The sequence below is a fragment of the Steroidobacter sp. genome (assembly GCF_036402275.1).
Lineage (GTDB): Bacteria > Pseudomonadota > Gammaproteobacteria > Steroidobacterales > Steroidobacteraceae > Steroidobacter.
In genome coordinates, this window is sequence record NZ_DASWTF010000034.1 from 217351 (window position 1) to 232518 (window position 15168).

Below are 15168 nucleotides of genomic sequence, written 5' to 3' on the forward strand. Positions count from 1 at the left end.
GTTCGACTACTTTGCGGCTTCTACGACGGGCGCGTATTTCCGGAAGTGCGCGCTGAGTTTCTGCAACTCCCGCGCGAGCTCGCGGCGCATCTCAACATCATCTTTTGTCGCGCGTAACGCTTCGTCGGCTCCACGATTGAGTGCTGCAACAGCTTCTCGATTGCGCGGATGCATGTCGTAGGCCTTGGCATAGCTCGCCAGCGCCGTGTTGATCGCATCCGCGAAACCATCGCGCTCATAGAACGCCCACGCTTCGTTTCCTTCTTGCATGGCGGCGCGGAAGTCCTGCTGGACCTGCGCCGGCAACTCGGCGAACGGAACGGCCGGGCTGGTTTCCACGTAGTTTTGATACCAGAGATAGCCCGCGGTCAGCGCCAGCACCGCGGTCGCAGCGAGCGTCACTTTCTGAAGTAACGTGACGCCGCGGAATGCTTTGAGAAATTCGCTCGCGTTCTGTGGCCGATCCTTGCGCTCGAAGGACAGGCAGCTCTCGATGGCGCGCGCCTGCTTACGCTTCAGCCCTTTCAGCGGCGGAGGCTTGATGCCGAGCTTGCGGGCGTTCGGCGCGCTGTGTCGCTGATACGGATGGAAGCCTGTGACCAGTTCGTACGCGATGATGCCGAGCGCGTACATGTCATCGACCGGATGTGGATCGATACCCGCGACCATTTCATCCGTGGCATAGGCCTCGGTATATGCGCCGAGCGAGCCGGCGTCGAATTCGTCTTTGTTCTCTTCGGTGACCGAGTTCGGCACGGCGCGCGCGATGCCGAAGTCCAGAATCTTCGCGGCGCCATCCTCGGCAATGAATACGTTGCCCGGCTTGAGATCGGAATGAACGATGCCTTTGCGATGCGCGTACGCCAGACCTTCGGCGATCCCGCGCACGATGGGCATCGCTACTTCGGCGCTCGTGCCCATGCCGCGTGCCTCGCGAACGATCGCGTCCAGTGAGCGGCCCTTGAGCAGCTCCATGGTCATGTAAACCGTATCGCCGTCGCGATCGAAGTCGAACACCGTCACGACGTTGGGATGCGCCAATGTTTGTGCTTTTCGAGCCTCGCGTTGCAGCGCCATGAACGACTGCGGATGACGCGCGAAATCCGTGTTCAGGACCTTCAGCGCCACATGCGGATTGGGGTCGCGCGCTTCGAGCTTGCGGCGGTCGACGACCCCGAACACCAATCCCATGCCGCCCTTGCCGAGCATCCGCTCCAGCACGAAGCGTTGCTTGATGACCGAGCCGGGCTCCAACGGACCCAGCGGACTTTCTTCGGTATAGGAGGGATGGACGGTTCCTGAATTCTGGACCGGCCGGCCGGCTTTGAGCGTACGAGCTACAGTGCCGCCTTCATCAGGCTCGGCGCGCAACGTTTCTTGCACGGTGCGAGCGACCGTCGCGTCCATGTTCGTCGGCTGCCGAGCTTCGACCTGGGTCTCGGCGGCGGGCCGCAGCACCGTCCGCACTTCGGTGCCGGAGTGTTGCAAGGTTCCGTCGGCGGCGGCTGCGGAACGCAGTTTGGTCTGTTCTTCTTCCGTGGGTTTCATGCTGAGCAGGCTTATGCCTGTCATCGAGCTTCGACAACGACCACCGTCACATTGTCACGCGCTCCCGCCTGAAGAGTGGCCTCGATCAGCATGCGCGCGCTGGTTTGCACATCCGCGGCTGCCAGGCCCGCTGCGATCTGCGCTTCGTTCAGCTCACGCGTGAGCCCGTCCGAACACAACAGATAACGATCGCCGACCCGCACCTTGTCCTTGCGGATGTCCAGGGTCAGCGTGCTCTCGCCGCCGACCGCGCGGGTGATCGCATGATCGGCTTCTTCGTCGGCATGCTGCAGGTTCAGCTCGGCGGCCCAGGTATGGTCCGTGGTCAATTGGGTCAGCTGACCCTGGCGCCAGCGATAGACCCGACTGTCGCCGGCCCAAAGGAGCGCGCAGTCTTCGCCCCGGACCACCATGACGACCACCGTGCTGCCGCTGACGATGGGATTGATGGCCCGCACCGACGCCTCGTACAAGCGACGATTCACGTCGCTCATGCGCTGGCGCACGACGCTGATCGCTTCGTCGAGCGAGCCCTGGGGGCTCAGCCGCTGCAGCCCCTGGCAGACCATGCGACTGGCGACATCGCCGTCGCGATAGCCGCCCATGCCGTCAGCCACGGCCCAGACGCCCACCTCGTTGAGCTCGACGAAGGCATCCTGGTTGGTGGGCCGCAAGCGCCCCACATCGGTGCTGCCCGCGGATACGTAATCGGGTGGGCGGTCCTGTGCCGTCAATGTTTCATCCATGAATCACTGTCCTGCCGGGCGGCTGGATTTTCTCAGCCGCTCCAGATGTTCCTCGTAAGCGCGGGCGAAGGCTTCCCCGAACAAAGTTCGAAAGCCCGCTTCGGCATCCTTGACCAGCTCGCCGTACTTGTCACGGAACAGGTCCCAATAACGCAGCTTCGCCGGCACGCCCAGGATGGAGCCTTTCATCTGCCGGTCAAACTCTTCCTGCATTCGCTGCGGATCGAACTCCGACAGCATGGATTCGAACGCCAGGCGCATCGCGGCGAGGAACGCCGCCTGGTGATCGCTCACATCGCGGAACGCATCCTCGAACGCATCGGTCGGTGGCAGATACGCCGGATTGCGCTTCACCAGCAGGTTGTGGAAAGCGTCCTCGACATTGGCGGAGAACTTCAGCGGATTGTTGTCGGTCGCCTTGAAGCTGGTGCCCCGCATGCGCAGGTCGTCCTTCATGCGCTCTCGCGTGCGCAGCGCTTCCATCACGCCGCCGACCGCGACGCGCAGCATCTCACCCAATGTGGCCGCCGCTTCGCTGCTCGGATCGAGCCCTTCGATGCCGGCCGCTTCGAACAGCGCTTTCAGCTGTGCGTCGGTGGCAGGCGTCGGCGCGCTTTGTTCCGCTCGAGGGCTCGGTTCTGCTCGCGGGCGAGGCGCGGGTATGTTCGGCACCGCTTTAGCAACCGGCGGCGGTCGTCGAACGGGCGGAAGAGGCGGCGGCACGGCGACTGTGGATTTCACAACCTGGGGCCGCAGGCGCTCTGTGGAAGGCGCCGGTTTCTTCGGCGCCATGTCCGCGACACCGAACCATTCGGTGCCCGCATCGTCATCTTCCTCGTCCTCCGGCTCCTCGTCCTCCTCCCTGGCGGACGGTGGAAGTTGGGCAACGGTGCTGTCGTTCTGTCGAAGCACGGCGAGGTTTTCAGTTTTGTCATCGAGTGCGACGGGCGTCGGAGTGGGTGCCCGAGCCGCAGGAGGTACTGCCTTCGTCGTGCTGTTTTTCAGGCTGGCGAACGGATCGTTGCGGCGATCCACGGCGGCATCGTTCTGGATGGAAACATTGATCTGGTAGGCATCGATGTACAGCAAGTCGCCGTCGTGCAATTGCTGCGGTTGCCCACGCGACAGCCGCTTCTCGGGCGAATTGATGAAGACGCCGTTGGTGCTGGTGTCCTCGACGAAGAACTTGCCGTTGACGTAGCGGATCAACGCATGCCGGCCGGAGACATACGGATCGGGGAACACCCAGTCATTGTCCGGCAGCCGGCCGATGGTGCCGCCGATGGCCTTGAAGGCCTTGCGCGCGCCGGCGCCCATTTCCTGGGCCTGCGGGCCGGTGACTTCCAGGGTGAGAATCATGCCAATCCACTGCCAGTCGATGGATACCCAGTTGCGGGACTAATATTCATCGGCGCCGTAGCCACGGCCCGTCCCGGATCGTACCGGTCCGGCATTACACCAGCGGAAGCTAGCATCGCAGTATCGGCCAGAGGTCTGCAAGAATGACGCGCACGAGTTCCAGGTTCCTTGTTAAAACAATCATTTCTGGGCGTCGGCTGGTCGCCGCGCTGCTCGGCAGCGCCTGGCTGTTGGCCGGCCAGTTCGCGCTGGCCGCCGAGCCGCAGGTCACCGAGGGATTTATCAACGCGGCCACGCCCGAGGTGTGGCGCATCTTCACGACAGCCGAAGGTTACAAACAGACCGGCGTCGCGCACGCCGAGGTCGACCTGAAGATCGGTGGCGCCATCCGTACTCATTACGATCCCAAGGGTCGGCTGGGCGACGCCAGGACCATCGTCAACGAGATCCTGGCCTACGAGCCGGAGCGCATGCTGGCCTTCCGCATCAAGCAGGCTCCGGCGGACTTTCCGTATCTCGACGCCGTGGCGGGCACCTGGACCGTGATCTATTTGACCCCGGCCGGGGACAACATGACCCAGGTGCGCATCATCGGCCTGGGCTACACCGACCAGCCGCAATCGGTGGCCATGCGGAAGTTCTTTGCCGAGGGCAATCGGTGGACCCTGGACCGCATCGCCAAGGGGTATTGGCCCAAGTGCGCCAAGTGCGCGGCCGAGGAGGCCGCCGCCGGTCAGAGCACTAACTAAAGTGTGAGGCTCGTCTCGTTATCGGTGGATTTTGCGGACCCTGGCGACATATCCACCGACACCCTTGGGTTACGCTCCGGGCCGCGTTATGGCAATCAGGCGGCCCGGATGGATCGCAAGTACATCGAGAGTGAGCACATCGTCGATCGCTATCTGTCCGGCGATCTGACCGTGCGCGAAGCGCGCGACTTCGAGAAATTCTGTCTCGACCATCCTGCTTATCTGCAGGCGCTACCCATTCCGGTGCGTTTGAAAACGCGTCTGTCGCGGCGGCCGGTCGAAGGTAGCGAAACCGGTGTGTTCGAAGCCATTCCCTCCAGCGCCACGCGCGCCGCGATGGAAGTAGTCGAGGACGACGACTTCGATCCCGACGAAGCCAGAGAGGAATCGCGCCGGTTCAACTTCGGCGTGGGACTGAATCGAGTGGTCATCATGGCGTTGCTGGTCGCGGTGGTCGCCGCTGGCGCCGCTGCCGTCGTGTTCGGTCTGCAAGCCAGTTCGCTCGCCGATCAACTGCAAAACGCGAGCAAGGAAATGACGGCCACGCAGATGCAGGCGCCCGGCAGCGTGCAGCGTTACAAGCTGCAGATGGTGAAAGCCAAACCCTCGGCGCCGACTTTCGCACCGGGGTGGATGAATCCGCCGCAACTGCTCGACATCAGCATCGATGCTTCGGAAGGCAAGATCGCGCAGTATCAAATCACCATCGACAAGACCGACGGCGTCCGCGTGATGCAGATCAAACGCATCATGCGCGACTCCAACAAAGAAGTGCGTTTCAGCCTGAACTCGTCTGCGTTCGGCCCCGGCAACTATTTGGTCAAGGTCGAAGGTTACAACTGGCGGGGCCAGACCCAGGACGTGGGTTGGATGATGCTCGGATTGGAGTGAGCATCATCCGCCGCGCAGGGTTGCCACTGGTGGGTGGTTGACTACTGAGCGTGTTGCCAGCGTGCCGCTGATGCCGACCAGCGCCGCGCCTGCGAGCAAGCCCACGGCCCACACGGTGATGTCGAACGTGTAATCGAGATTGAATAGCTCGGTCGCAAGGAAATATCCCGCGGCCGTTGCGCCTATGGCCGCGAGCGTGCCGGACAAAATTCCCAACGTCGTGAACTCCGCGGCCACGCCCTGCAGGACGATGCGACGGCTCGCACCCAACGTTCGCAACATCGCGCTCTCGTAACGTCGCTCATCGCGCGTTGCTTGAATCGCCGCCAGCAACACGGTGACGCCGGCGAGCAGCGTGAAGCCGAATACATACTGCACAGCCAATGACGCCTTATCCATCACGCCGCGCACCTGCGTGAGAATGGCTTCGAGATCGATGGCCGTGACCTCTGGAAACTTGCGCACGAAGTCGAGCAGCAGAGGGCGCTGCTCCTTGGGAATGTGCACACTGGTGATGTATGTGCCGGTGCTGTCGTTCAACGTGCCCGGCGAAAACACCATGAAGAAGTTCGGTCGGAACGAATCCCACTGCACTTCGCGAAAGCTGCTGACCTTGGCGGTGATGATCTCGCCGGCGACGTCGTAAGTGAGCTCGTCGCCGAGCTTCAGATTGAGCGCTTCGGCCAGCTCGATCTCCACGGACACGCGCGGCCCGCCGCCATCGTTCGGCCGCCACCATTCGCCGGCGACCAGTTTGTTGTCGTCCTGCATGGTCTCGGCCCAGGTGAGATTGGCTTCGCGATCCAGGAACTCACGGCCGCGATCGCTCTGAATCTTCAGGTCGCTCGCCGAGGCGCCGCCGATCTTGATCAGGCGCGCGCGGATCATGGGCACCAGTTGCGGCGGCGTCACCGAATGCTCGGCGAAGAACTCGCGGATCTGATCCGTCTGATCGGGGCGGATGTTGATCATGAAATGATTCGGAGCATTCTCCGGCAGGCTGGCGCGCCATTCCTGCATGAGGTCGTTGCGAACCACGGCGAGCAGCAACAACACCATCAGTCCCAGACCGAAGGCGACGATTTGAATCACGCTGTCCCGGCCACGGCGCGCGATGTTGGCCATGCCGTAGCGCCAGGAAATTCCGACGCTGCCGCGCAGTCCGCTCAAGGCGCGGACCAGCAGCCAACCGGCCAGCATCAGGACCGCGAATGTGATGAACGTGCCGCCGAAGACATACATCAGCAGATCGGCATCGCGAACCAGCCAACCCAGCAGTGCAATCAACGCGGCGAGGGCAGTGCCGTAAACGGTGGCGTACTTGAGCGGTGGCGGTTCCAGATTCCGACGCAGCACGCGTGCCGGCGGCACGTATCGAAGCTGTAGCAGAGGGGGCAGAGCGAAGCCGATCAGAATCAGCACGGAAGTGACGATGCCCAATCCGCCCGCGCTCAACGACGGGCTCGGCAGCTCGCCGCGCACCAGGTCTTTCAACAGATATGCGATGCCTTCCTGAGCGGCATAACCAATGAGCGCGCCGATCACGCCGGCGAGCAATCCGATCATCAGCAACTCGAGCACGCTGATCGCGAGCACCAATCGCTGTGGCGCGCCCATGCTTTTCATCAGCGCCACCGTATCGAGATGCCGGGCGACATAGCGCCGCGCCGAAATCGCAACCGCAATGGCCGCAAGCAGGATGGTCACGAGTGCGGCCAGATTCAGGAAGCGTCCGGCGCGGTCGATGGCGGAGCGGATCTGCGGACTGGCGTCGGCGAGATCGACGATGCGCTGGCCGGGCTTTTTTATTTCCGTGAGCTTTTGTTTGAACGCGGCGATGGTCTGCTGCTCGCCCGCGAACAGGGCATAGTGAGAAATGCGACTGCCCTGTTGTGCGAGACCGGTCGCGTCCACCTCATCCAGGCGCATCAGCAAAGTCGGCGCGAGATCGACGAACTGCGAGCCCTGGTCGGGACGATAGTCGAGCACGCGTGCGGCGGTCAGCTCGGTGGAGCCGACGCGAATCTTGTCACCCACCTTCGCGCCGAGCTGCGCGAACAGGCGCGCTTCGAGCCACGCTTCGCCGGGGCCGGGAATCGTTTGTACTTCCTGCGCCGGCCCGAAGGGCACGTCGGCCACTTTGACGCGACCACGTAGCGGGTAGGTTTCCGACACGGCGCGAATGGCCGTGAGCGCGCTGTCCTCGCCGTTGAATACGACGCTGGGAAAGTTGGACAGCTCGGCCGTTCGCAGGCCAGCGTCCTTGGCCACCTGAAAATATTCGCGGTCCAACGGCGAGCGCGACTGCAGGCGCAGGTCCGCCGCCAGCACTTCGCCCGCTTGTTGATCGACAGCGAGACTGACACGGCTGGTGAAGAAACCCACTGCCGTCAACGCAGACACCGCCACCAGCAGCGCGAGCATCAAGACTCGCAGCTCACCGGACTTGCCATCGCGCGCTAGCGCGAGGATTGCTAGCCGTAGTGCCTTCATGCAGCAACCTTACCGGCGTCGATGCGAATCGTGCGCCCGCATCGTTGGGCAATCGCGTTGTCGTGAGTGACCATCACCAACGTGGTCTGCGTCGCGCGGTTCAGCTCGAACAGCAGTTCGATGATGCGTTCACCGGTAACAGAATCGAGATTGCCGGTGGGCTCGTCGGCGAACAACAGCGCCGGTCGGGTAACAAATGCTCGCGCGATTGCGACACGCTGCTGTTCGCCGCCAGAAAGCTGGCGGGGATAATGTTCCAGCCGCGGCGACAGTCCTACTTTCGCTAAAACTTCGGCCGCCGCTTCGCGCGCGCCCGATTTGCCAGCCAGCTCCAACGGCAACATCACGTTTTCGATGGCCGTGAGCGAAGGCACGAGATGAAAGCTTTGGAACACGAAGCCGACGTGCTGGGCGCGCACCGCGGCGCGACCGTCTTCATCCAGCGCGGTGAGCTCCGAGCCGTTCAGCCAGATGCGGCCGTCGCTCGGCTCGTCTAATCCGGCAAGCAACGCCAGCAACGTGGATTTGCCCGCGCCCGAAGCCCCGATAATCGCGACGGTTTCGCCGGCATGAATGCTCAGATCGACGGCCGCGAGGATGGTCAGCGTTCCCTCCGGACTGCTAACCTGCTTGCTGATTTTTTCCGCTCTGAGGACCGGTTGCGCAATGCTCATGTCGAGGTCTGAATCTGGATCGTTGGGCGAATACACGCGGCGGCTCACGGCGGCAGTCGAGCATGCGGCTCGGGTCGCCGCAGTCTGCCAGCGCAAACTTAGCGGAAACTTACGCAGAACTGTCACGATCGGTTTCAGCGGGGCGCTCGCCGGCCTGCTGGGGCTCGGACTGGCGCTGTCCGGATTGGTTCACGCCGCGACCGCGCCCAATACGATTCTGGTGCTCGGTGACAGCCTGAGCGCCGGCTACGGCGTCAAAGTGAATGCCACCTGGGTGGCCTTGCTGGAACAGCGGCTGGCCAAGCAAGGTTACGGGTACCGCGTAGTGAATGCCAGTATCAGCGGCGAGACTACCGGCGGCGCACGCGGCCGGCTGCCGCGCGCCCTGGAATTGCACAAGCCGTCGGTCGTGGTCCTCGAGCTGGGCGGCAACGACGGCCTGCGCGGCCTGCCCCTCAAACAGGTGCGGGGCAATTTCGAGTACATGATCGAAACGTCGCAGGCGGCCAAGGCCGAGGTGGTGCTGGTCGGAATGCGCATGCCGCCGAACTACGGCGCGGAATATGCCAACTCGTTCCACGCGCTGTATGGCGAGCTGGCGAAAAAATACGACGTGCCACTGGTCGATTTCTTTCTCGACGGCGTGGCGCTCGACGACACTCTGATGCAGGCCGACGGCATTCATCCCAATGCCGACGCCCAACCGAAGTTGCTGGACAATCTGTGGCCGGCCTTGAGCAAGGTACTGAAAAAATGAACGCGATACCGCAGGGGGCGCCAATGACGGCTGCATCCGACCACCCGACGAAGCCCTGGCTGAAGAGCTATCCGAGCGGCGTGCCCGAGCTGATCAATCCCGAGCAGTACCGCTCGGCGGTCGAGCTCATCGACGGCGCCTGCGCCAAGTTCGCCACAAATCCGGCGTTCACCAGCATGGGGCGCACCATCACGTTCGCGGATTACGAACGGCTGTCACGCGACTTCGCTGCGTACTTGCAGAGCATCGTGCATCTGAAAAAGGGCGACCGCATCGCCATCATGATGCCCAATGTCCTGCAGTATCCGATCGCGCTGTACGGCGCGTTGCGGGCCGGGTTGACGGTCGTCAACACGAATCCGTTGTACACGGCGCGCGAGCTGGAGCATCAGCTCACCGACTCGGGCGCGAAGGCCATCGTCATTCTGGAGAACTTCGCGCACACGCTGGAGCACGTCATCGAGAAGACGCAAATCGAGCACGTGATTGTGACCGGCGTCGGCGATCAGCTCGGCTTTCCGAAATCCGCGCTGGTGAATCTGGTGCTGCGCTATGTGCGCAAGCAGGTGCCCAGCTTCGATCTGCCCGGCGCGGTGCGTTTCAACAAGGCGCTGCAGCTCGGTCACTATGAAACATTCACGCCGGTGTCGCTCGATCATGAGGACATCGCATTCCTGCAGTACACGGGCGGCACGACGGGCGTGGCGAAGGGCGCGATGCTCACGCATCGAAACATCGTCGCCAACGTGTTGCAGGCTGAGTCGTGGATCGGTACGGCGGCGTCCGTCGGGCAGGACACGATCATCACGGCGCTGCCGCTGTATCACATCTTCGCGCTCACCGGGAATTGGGTGGTGTTCGTGAAGCTGGGCGCGCACAACGTGCTCATCGTCAATCCACGCGACTTCCCGGCTTTCGTCGCCGAGCTGAAGAAATATCGGTTCACTTATATCAGCGGCGTGAATACGCTGTTCAATGCGCTGCTGAACACGCCGGGCTTTTCCGAGATCGATTTCAGCGCGCTGCGCATCACTTTGGGCGGCGGCATGGCCGTGCAGCGCTCGGTGGCGGAGCATTGGAAGAAGGTGACGGGGAATGTGCTGACGCAGGCGTGGGGTTTGACGGAAACGTCGCCCGCGGCGTGCATCAATCCGTTCGGCGAAGATTTCAACAATTCCATCGGTCTGCCGATTCCTTCCACGGAGATTTCCATCCGTGACGACGACGGCAACGACCTGGGCATCGACAAAGTCGGCGAGATTTGCATTCGCGGCCCGCAGGTGATGCGAGGCTATTGGAATCGGCCGGACGAGACGGCCAAAGTCATGATGGGCGAGTGGCTGCGCACGGGCGACATCGGCCGGATCGACGCCAAGGGCTACGTGTTCATCGAGGATCGCAAGAAGGACATGATCCTCGTGTCGGGCTTCAACGTGTATCCCAACGAAATCGAAAGCGTCATCGCCGCTCATCCCGGCGTGCTCGAAGTCGCCGCGGTCGCGCAGCCGGACGAGCACTCAGGCGAAGTGGTGGCGCTGTTCGTCGTGAAGAAAGACCAGTCGCTCACCGAGCAGGCGCTGATCGATTTCGCCCGCCAGCAGCTCACGGGGTACAAGGTGCCTCGGCATGTTCACTTCAGAACGGAGCTGCCGAAGACGAACGTGGGCAAGATCTTGCGTCGGGCTCTGCGAGATGAGCTGAAGGGGAAGTAAGAGGTCCGGTGGCTTGCGACTGCCGGGAAGGGGATATCTCCTCCCGGCACCGTGCTCCCCCTCAGTCGCGCTATCGCGCGACGTCGTCGGGTCCCGTCCCTGGGCGCACTTTGTCGAAAAGGTCCCTCTTTCTCGACAATGCCGGGAGGAGATATCCCCTTCCCGGCAGTCGCCGATACGATGGTGGCAACCCTCTGATGCCTTTTCCTCCGTGGTAAACCTCTTTGCGCCCGACGATTGTTAGCGCGGGGTGTGATATTGCGGGCTTAGCTCGTGCACGGCGGCGATCATTGCGCCGGCGTGTTCGGGCGGGACTGCGGGGTGGATGCCGTGGCCGAGGTTGAAGACGTGGCCATGGCCGTGGCCGTAACTTGCGAGCACGCGAGCCACTTCTTCGCGAATGCGCTCGGGCGCGGCATACAGGCAGTTCGGATCGAGGTTTCCCTGTAGAGCTACGCGATCGTTTACTGCGCGGCGCGCGTCGGCGAGATCGGTGGTCCAATCGACGCCTAGCGCGTCGCAGCCGGTTTGGGCCATCACGGCGAGTTGGTCGCCCGCGCCCTTGGTGAAGAGAATCACCGGCACGCGGCGTCCATCAGCTTCACGCGTCAGGCCGTCGACGATGTACTGCATGTAGTGCAACGAGAACTCACGATACTGACTCGGCGTGAGCACGCCGCCCCACGTATCGAAAATCATCACCGCCTGCGCGCCCGCCGCGATCTGCGCGTTCAAGTACAAGCGAGTAGAGTCGGCCAGCAGTTGTAACAACGCTCGCAGCGTGGCGGGCTCGTTGTACATCATCGTTTTGATTCTCGAGAACTCTCGCGAGCTGCCGCCTTCGACGACGTACGTGCCCACCGTCCATGGGCTGCCAGCGAATCCGATCAGCGGCACGCGGCCCTTCAATTCGCGCCGGATCAAACTCACCGCATCGATCACGTAACGTAGCTCTGTGTGCGGATCGGGCACACCGAGCTTTTCAACATCCGCCCGCGATCGCACCGGGCGCTCGATTCGCGGACCTTCGCCCGTCTCGAACTGCAGGCCCAGACCGAGTGCGTGAGGAATCGTCAGGATGTCCGAGAACAGAATTGCCGCGTCGAGAGGGAAGCGATCCAAGGGCTGTAGCGTGACTTCGCACGCCAACTCGGGCGTCATGCACAGCTTCAAAAAACTCCCCGCCCGCTCTCGCGTCGCCCGGTACTCCGGCAAGTACCGGCCCGCCTGCCGCATCATCCATACAGGCGTGCGATCCACGGGCTGACGCAGCAGCGCGCGTAGGAGCAGGTCGTTGGTTAAAGGGGGGCGGGGCGTCGTACTCATGAGAGTGACTTTACCAGCTGTACGCCCCGCTTTCGCGGGTCCTCGTCAGCTGCGCTTGGCAGGGTCGAAGAGGCGTTCGTGCTCGACGATGGCGTAGCGGTCGGTCATGCCGGCGATGTAGTCGGCGACGGCGCGGGCGCGGCCGGCGTCGCCGGAGGTGGCTTCCATTTGGGTGGCGATTTGCTGATGTTCCGTGGGCAGCAGTTCGGGGCGGGCGAAGAAGGTTTGAAAGAGGCTGCTGATGACCGCGTCGGCTTTGTTGGTCATGCGCAGGACGCGATAGTGCCGGTAGACGTGATCGAGCAGATAGCGCTTGAGCGCCATGTGTTCCGCCAGCACCGGCTCGCTGAATTTCACTAATGGCCCAGGAGCGCCGCGCACTGCCTCGACGTCGCTGGGAGCAGCAGCGCGCAGCTGGGCGGCGGTGTTTTCGATGAGGTCGGTGACGACGTACGCGATCATGCGCCTGACGATCTCGTGCACCAGCCGTCGCCCGTTGAGCGTTGGATAGGCCGCCGTCACGACGTCGTACTGCCGCCTGAACAGCGGCACTTGTTTCAATTCATCCACGGTGATGAGCCCCGCGCGCAAGCCATCGTCCAGATCGTGATTGTTGTAGGCGATCTCATCGGCAAGATTGGCGATCTGCGCTTCGAGGGTCGGCTGACGACGGCGGATAAAGCGCTCACCCAGTTCGCCGAGCTTGCGCGCGTTGTTGAGCGAGCAGTGCTTGAGAATGCCCTCGCGCGTCTCGAATGTGAGATTCAACCCAGCGAACGCCGCGTAGTGTTCTTCGAGCTCGTCGACCACTCGCAGCGACTGCAGATTGTGCTCGAAGCCGCCGTAATCGCGCATGCATGCATTGAGCGCGTCCTGTCCCGCATGCCCGAAAGGTGTGTGGCCAAGATCGTGCGCGAGGCAAATGGCTTCGCAAAGCGTCTCGTTGAGTTGCAATGCCCGAGCGATGGTGCGGGCGATCTGCGCGACTTCGATGGAATGCGTCAGCCGCGTCCGAAACAGATCGCCTTCGTGATTGACGAAAACCTGCGTCTTGTAGACCAGACGTCGGAACGCCGTGGAATGAACGATGCGATCTCGATCCCGCTGATACTCACTGCGATAACGCGGCGCATCCTCCGGATGCTGACGGCCCTTCGAGCGTGTGTCGCAGGAGGCGTACGGCGCGAGCGGCGAGATGACGGCGCTCATGCGGCAGCGTCGAAATGCGTCCGCATGGTGGCGGCGAACGCTTCGCCAGAATAGTCGCTGACGACGTCCGCCTTGCCGAGGCTGCGTAACAGCACCAGCCGCAACTTGCCGTCGAGCACTTTCTTGTCCAATCCCATCAGCTCGCGCGCACGTTCCGCGCCAATGCGTGGCGGCTCGACTGGGAGGTTGAATCGCCGAAGCAGGTTCACGGCGCGGTCTTTATCGGCGCTCGGCAACCAGCCGAGCCGCTCCGACAGATCCGCGGCCATCACCATACCGGCAGCAACCGCTTCACCATGCAACCACGTGCCGTAACCCGAGGCAGTTTCGATCGCGTGCCCGAACGTATGACCCAGATTGAGAATGGCGCGCAGACCCTGCTCGCGCTCGTCAGTGCCAACGACTTCGGCTTTGATCTCACAGGAGCGCCGGACCGCATGTATCACCGCGGTGTCGACGCGACCTGACAACGCTTCGACGTTTTCTTCCAACCAGGTAAAGAAAGCCGGGTCATAGATCAAACCGTACTTCACGATCTCCGCGATGCCGGCGCGATACTCACGCTCCGGCAACGTATGCAGCGTGGCGGTGTCGGCGATCACGCAGCGGGGCTGATGAAAGGCGCCGATCATGTTTTTGGCGCGCGGATGATTGACCGCAGTCTTGCCGCCGACCGACGAATCGACCTGCGCAAGCAAGGTCGTCGGCACTTGAATGTAATCGATGCCACGTTGATAGCAGGCCGCGGCGAACCCAGCCATGTCGCCGATGACGCCGCCGCCGAGCGCGATGACGGCCGCGTCTCGATTCATGCGCTCGCTCACCAGCGCATCGATGATCCGCGACATCGTGTCTAGCGTCTTGTATTGCTCGCCGTCCGGCAGCACCACCGAAGCAGTGCGATGCTGCTTCAAAGCGGTTTCCAGCGGCCGCAGATATAACGGCGCGATAGTCTCGTTGGTGACGATGAGCAGATTGCGCGCGGCGACGTGCTCCGCGAGCAGCGCGTCGTCCTCCAGCAGATGCGGCCCGATCAGAATGGGATAACTGCGTTCGCCCAGCGGGATATCGACGCGTTGATGAGGTTGATGGTGGCTCATGATGAGGACAGCTCCTGCAGTCGCTGCACGACTTCGTCCGCGACAGCGCGCACCTGCCGGCCGTCCGTGCACACCACGACGGCCGCGATGGACTCGTACAGGGGCGCGCGAAACGACATCAGCTCGCGCAGCTTGCGCTCGGGATCTTCGGTGTAAAGCAAAGGCCGCTGACGTCCGTGGCGGGTGCGCTCCAGCTGCTGCTCGACACCGGTCTGCAGATAAACCACCCGGCCGCGGCTGGCCAGGTGCTCACGATTCTGCGGTGACAGCACGGCGCCGCCGCCGGTCGCGATGATGACATCCTGCATCTGGGTGAGCGCGTCGATCACCTCGCGCTCGCGCTCGCGAAAGCCGGCCTCGCCTTCTTTCTCGAAGATATACGGAATGTCGACGCCGGTGCGGTGCTCGATTTCGGCGTCGCTGTCGTAGAACTGCAAATGCAGCAGGCGCGCCAGTTGTTTGCCCACGGCGGTCTTGCCCGAGCCCATGGGCCCGATCAGGAAGACGTTAGTGCCGCGTGCCGGCGAAGTCGGTTCGGAGGTCATGCGACGACGGACTATAAACGAAAGCGGCCGCCCGAAGGCGGCCGCGGCCGTTACGAGAA

At 62.8% G+C, this 15168-nt stretch carries 13 protein-coding genes; 4 read left to right on the top strand and 9 right to left on the bottom strand.

Annotated features, from left to right (window positions below; all coding sequences use genetic code 11):
- Nucleotides 1-6: 6 nt before the first annotated feature.
- From VGD45_RS18740 to tagH, 3 genes are read right to left on the bottom strand one after another with little or no spacing between them, the layout of a single operon-like run.
- Nucleotides 7-1572 carry a serine/threonine-protein kinase gene (locus VGD45_RS18740; protein WP_331156868.1) on the bottom strand — a complete coding sequence of 522 codons (1566 nt, stop codon included), beginning with the start codon at nucleotides 1570-1572 and terminating at the stop codon, nucleotides 7-9.
- Entirely contained in the window at nucleotides 1569-2294 is a 726-nt protein-coding gene (locus tag VGD45_RS18745; RefSeq protein ID WP_331156869.1) for a PP2C family protein-serine/threonine phosphatase, read from the bottom strand. The genes VGD45_RS18740 and VGD45_RS18745 overlap by 4 nt, the downstream gene beginning before the upstream one ends.
- Before the next feature lie 3 nt (nucleotides 2295-2297).
- Nucleotides 2298-3653 (bottom strand): type VI secretion system-associated FHA domain protein TagH, encoded by a 1356-nt coding sequence (tagH, locus tag VGD45_RS18750; RefSeq protein ID WP_331156870.1) that lies wholly within the window; start codon nucleotides 3651-3653, stop codon nucleotides 2298-2300.
- Nucleotides 3654-3796: 143 nt separating this feature from the next.
- On the opposite strand from tagH, the gene VGD45_RS18755 reads away from it, so the two are divergent.
- Both VGD45_RS18755 and VGD45_RS18760 read left to right on the top strand, forming a co-directional pair.
- Entirely contained in the window at nucleotides 3797-4402 is a 606-nt protein-coding gene (locus tag VGD45_RS18755; protein ID WP_331156871.1) for an SRPBCC domain-containing protein, read from the top strand.
- A 108-nt stretch (nucleotides 4403-4510) separates the two neighbouring features.
- On the top strand, nucleotides 4511-5293 hold the full coding sequence (locus tag VGD45_RS18760) for a hypothetical protein (protein WP_331156872.1): 783 nt from the start codon (nucleotides 4511-4513) through the stop codon (nucleotides 5291-5293).
- A 3-nt stretch (nucleotides 5294-5296) separates the two neighbouring features.
- Here VGD45_RS18760 and VGD45_RS18765 read toward each other — a convergent pair whose 3' ends face one another.
- Together VGD45_RS18765 and VGD45_RS18770 are read right to left on the bottom strand one after the other, a co-directional pair.
- Nucleotides 5297-7786 carry an ABC transporter permease gene (locus VGD45_RS18765; RefSeq protein WP_331156873.1) on the bottom strand — a complete coding sequence of 830 codons (2490 nt, stop codon included), beginning with the start codon at nucleotides 7784-7786 and terminating at the stop codon, nucleotides 5297-5299.
- Nucleotides 7783-8460, bottom strand: coding sequence for an ABC transporter ATP-binding protein (locus VGD45_RS18770; RefSeq protein WP_349263303.1), 678 nt, complete (start codon nucleotides 8458-8460; stop codon nucleotides 7783-7785). Before VGD45_RS18770 ends, VGD45_RS18765 begins: the two co-directional genes overlap by 4 nt.
- Here VGD45_RS18770 and VGD45_RS18775 point away from each other — a divergent pair.
- A complete protein-coding gene (locus VGD45_RS18775; RefSeq protein ID WP_331156874.1) occupies nucleotides 8459-9217 on the top strand; it encodes an arylesterase in 759 nt (252 codons plus the stop codon). The genes VGD45_RS18770 and VGD45_RS18775 overlap by 2 nt on opposite strands.
- A 23-nt stretch (nucleotides 9218-9240) precedes the next feature.
- A complete protein-coding gene (locus VGD45_RS18780; RefSeq protein ID WP_331156875.1) occupies nucleotides 9241-10929 on the top strand; it encodes an AMP-binding protein in 1689 nt (562 codons plus the stop codon).
- Nucleotides 10930-11169: 240 nt separating this feature from the next.
- On the opposite strand, the gene hemE is transcribed toward VGD45_RS18780, so the two are convergent.
- From hemE to aroK, 4 genes are read right to left on the bottom strand one after another with little or no spacing between them, the layout of a single operon-like run.
- Complete coding sequence (gene hemE, locus VGD45_RS18785) at nucleotides 11170-12255, bottom strand: uroporphyrinogen decarboxylase (protein WP_331156876.1); 1086 nt, start codon at nucleotides 12253-12255, stop codon at nucleotides 11170-11172.
- Between the two features lie 45 nt (nucleotides 12256-12300).
- Complete coding sequence (locus VGD45_RS18790; protein ID WP_331156877.1) at nucleotides 12301-13464, bottom strand: deoxyguanosinetriphosphate triphosphohydrolase; 1164 nt, start codon at nucleotides 13462-13464, stop codon at nucleotides 12301-12303.
- A complete protein-coding gene (gene aroB, locus VGD45_RS18795; protein ID WP_331156878.1) occupies nucleotides 13461-14564 on the bottom strand; it encodes a 3-dehydroquinate synthase in 1104 nt (367 codons plus the stop codon). Before aroB ends, VGD45_RS18790 begins: the two co-directional genes overlap by 4 nt.
- Nucleotides 14561-15109: a shikimate kinase AroK gene (gene aroK, locus VGD45_RS18800; protein WP_331156879.1), complete on the bottom strand. Its 549-nt coding sequence runs from the start codon at nucleotides 15107-15109 to the stop codon at nucleotides 14561-14563. Before aroK ends, aroB begins: the two co-directional genes overlap by 4 nt.
- Nucleotides 15110-15168 lie beyond the last annotated feature (59 nt).

Coding starts and splice junctions, on each gene's coding strand:
- VGD45_RS18740 (WP_331156868.1), bottom strand. CDS start 1,572: ATGACAGGCATAAGCCTGCTCAGCATGAAACCCACGGAAGAAGAACAG.
- tagH (WP_331156870.1), bottom strand. CDS start 3,653: ATGATTCTCACCCTGGAAGTCACCGGCCCGCAGGCCCAGGAAATGGGC.
- hemE (WP_331156876.1), bottom strand. CDS start 12,255: ATGAGTACGACGCCCCGCCCCCCTTTAACCAACGACCTGCTCCTACGC.
- aroB (WP_331156878.1), bottom strand. CDS start 14,564: ATGAGCCACCATCAACCTCATCAACGCGTCGATATCCCGCTGGGCGAA.
- VGD45_RS18765 (WP_331156873.1), bottom strand. CDS start 7,786: ATGAAGGCACTACGGCTAGCAATCCTCGCGCTAGCGCGCGATGGCAAG.
- VGD45_RS18790 (WP_331156877.1), bottom strand. CDS start 13,464: ATGAGCGCCGTCATCTCGCCGCTCGCGCCGTACGCCTCCTGCGACACA.
- VGD45_RS18780 (WP_331156875.1), top strand. CDS start 9,241: ATGACGGCTGCATCCGACCACCCGACGAAGCCCTGGCTGAAGAGCTAT.
- VGD45_RS18755 (WP_331156871.1), top strand. CDS start 3,797: ATGACGCGCACGAGTTCCAGGTTCCTTGTTAAAACAATCATTTCTGGG.
- VGD45_RS18760 (WP_331156872.1), top strand. CDS start 4,511: ATGGATCGCAAGTACATCGAGAGTGAGCACATCGTCGATCGCTATCTG.
- VGD45_RS18775 (WP_331156874.1), top strand. CDS start 8,459: ATGTCGAGGTCTGAATCTGGATCGTTGGGCGAATACACGCGGCGGCTC.
- aroK (WP_331156879.1), bottom strand. CDS start 15,109: ATGACCTCCGAACCGACTTCGCCGGCACGCGGCACTAACGTCTTCCTG.
- VGD45_RS18745 (WP_331156869.1), bottom strand. CDS start 2,294: ATGGATGAAACATTGACGGCACAGGACCGCCCACCCGATTACGTATCC.
- VGD45_RS18770 (WP_349263303.1), bottom strand. CDS start 8,460: ATGAGCATTGCGCAACCGGTCCTCAGAGCGGAAAAAATCAGCAAGCAG.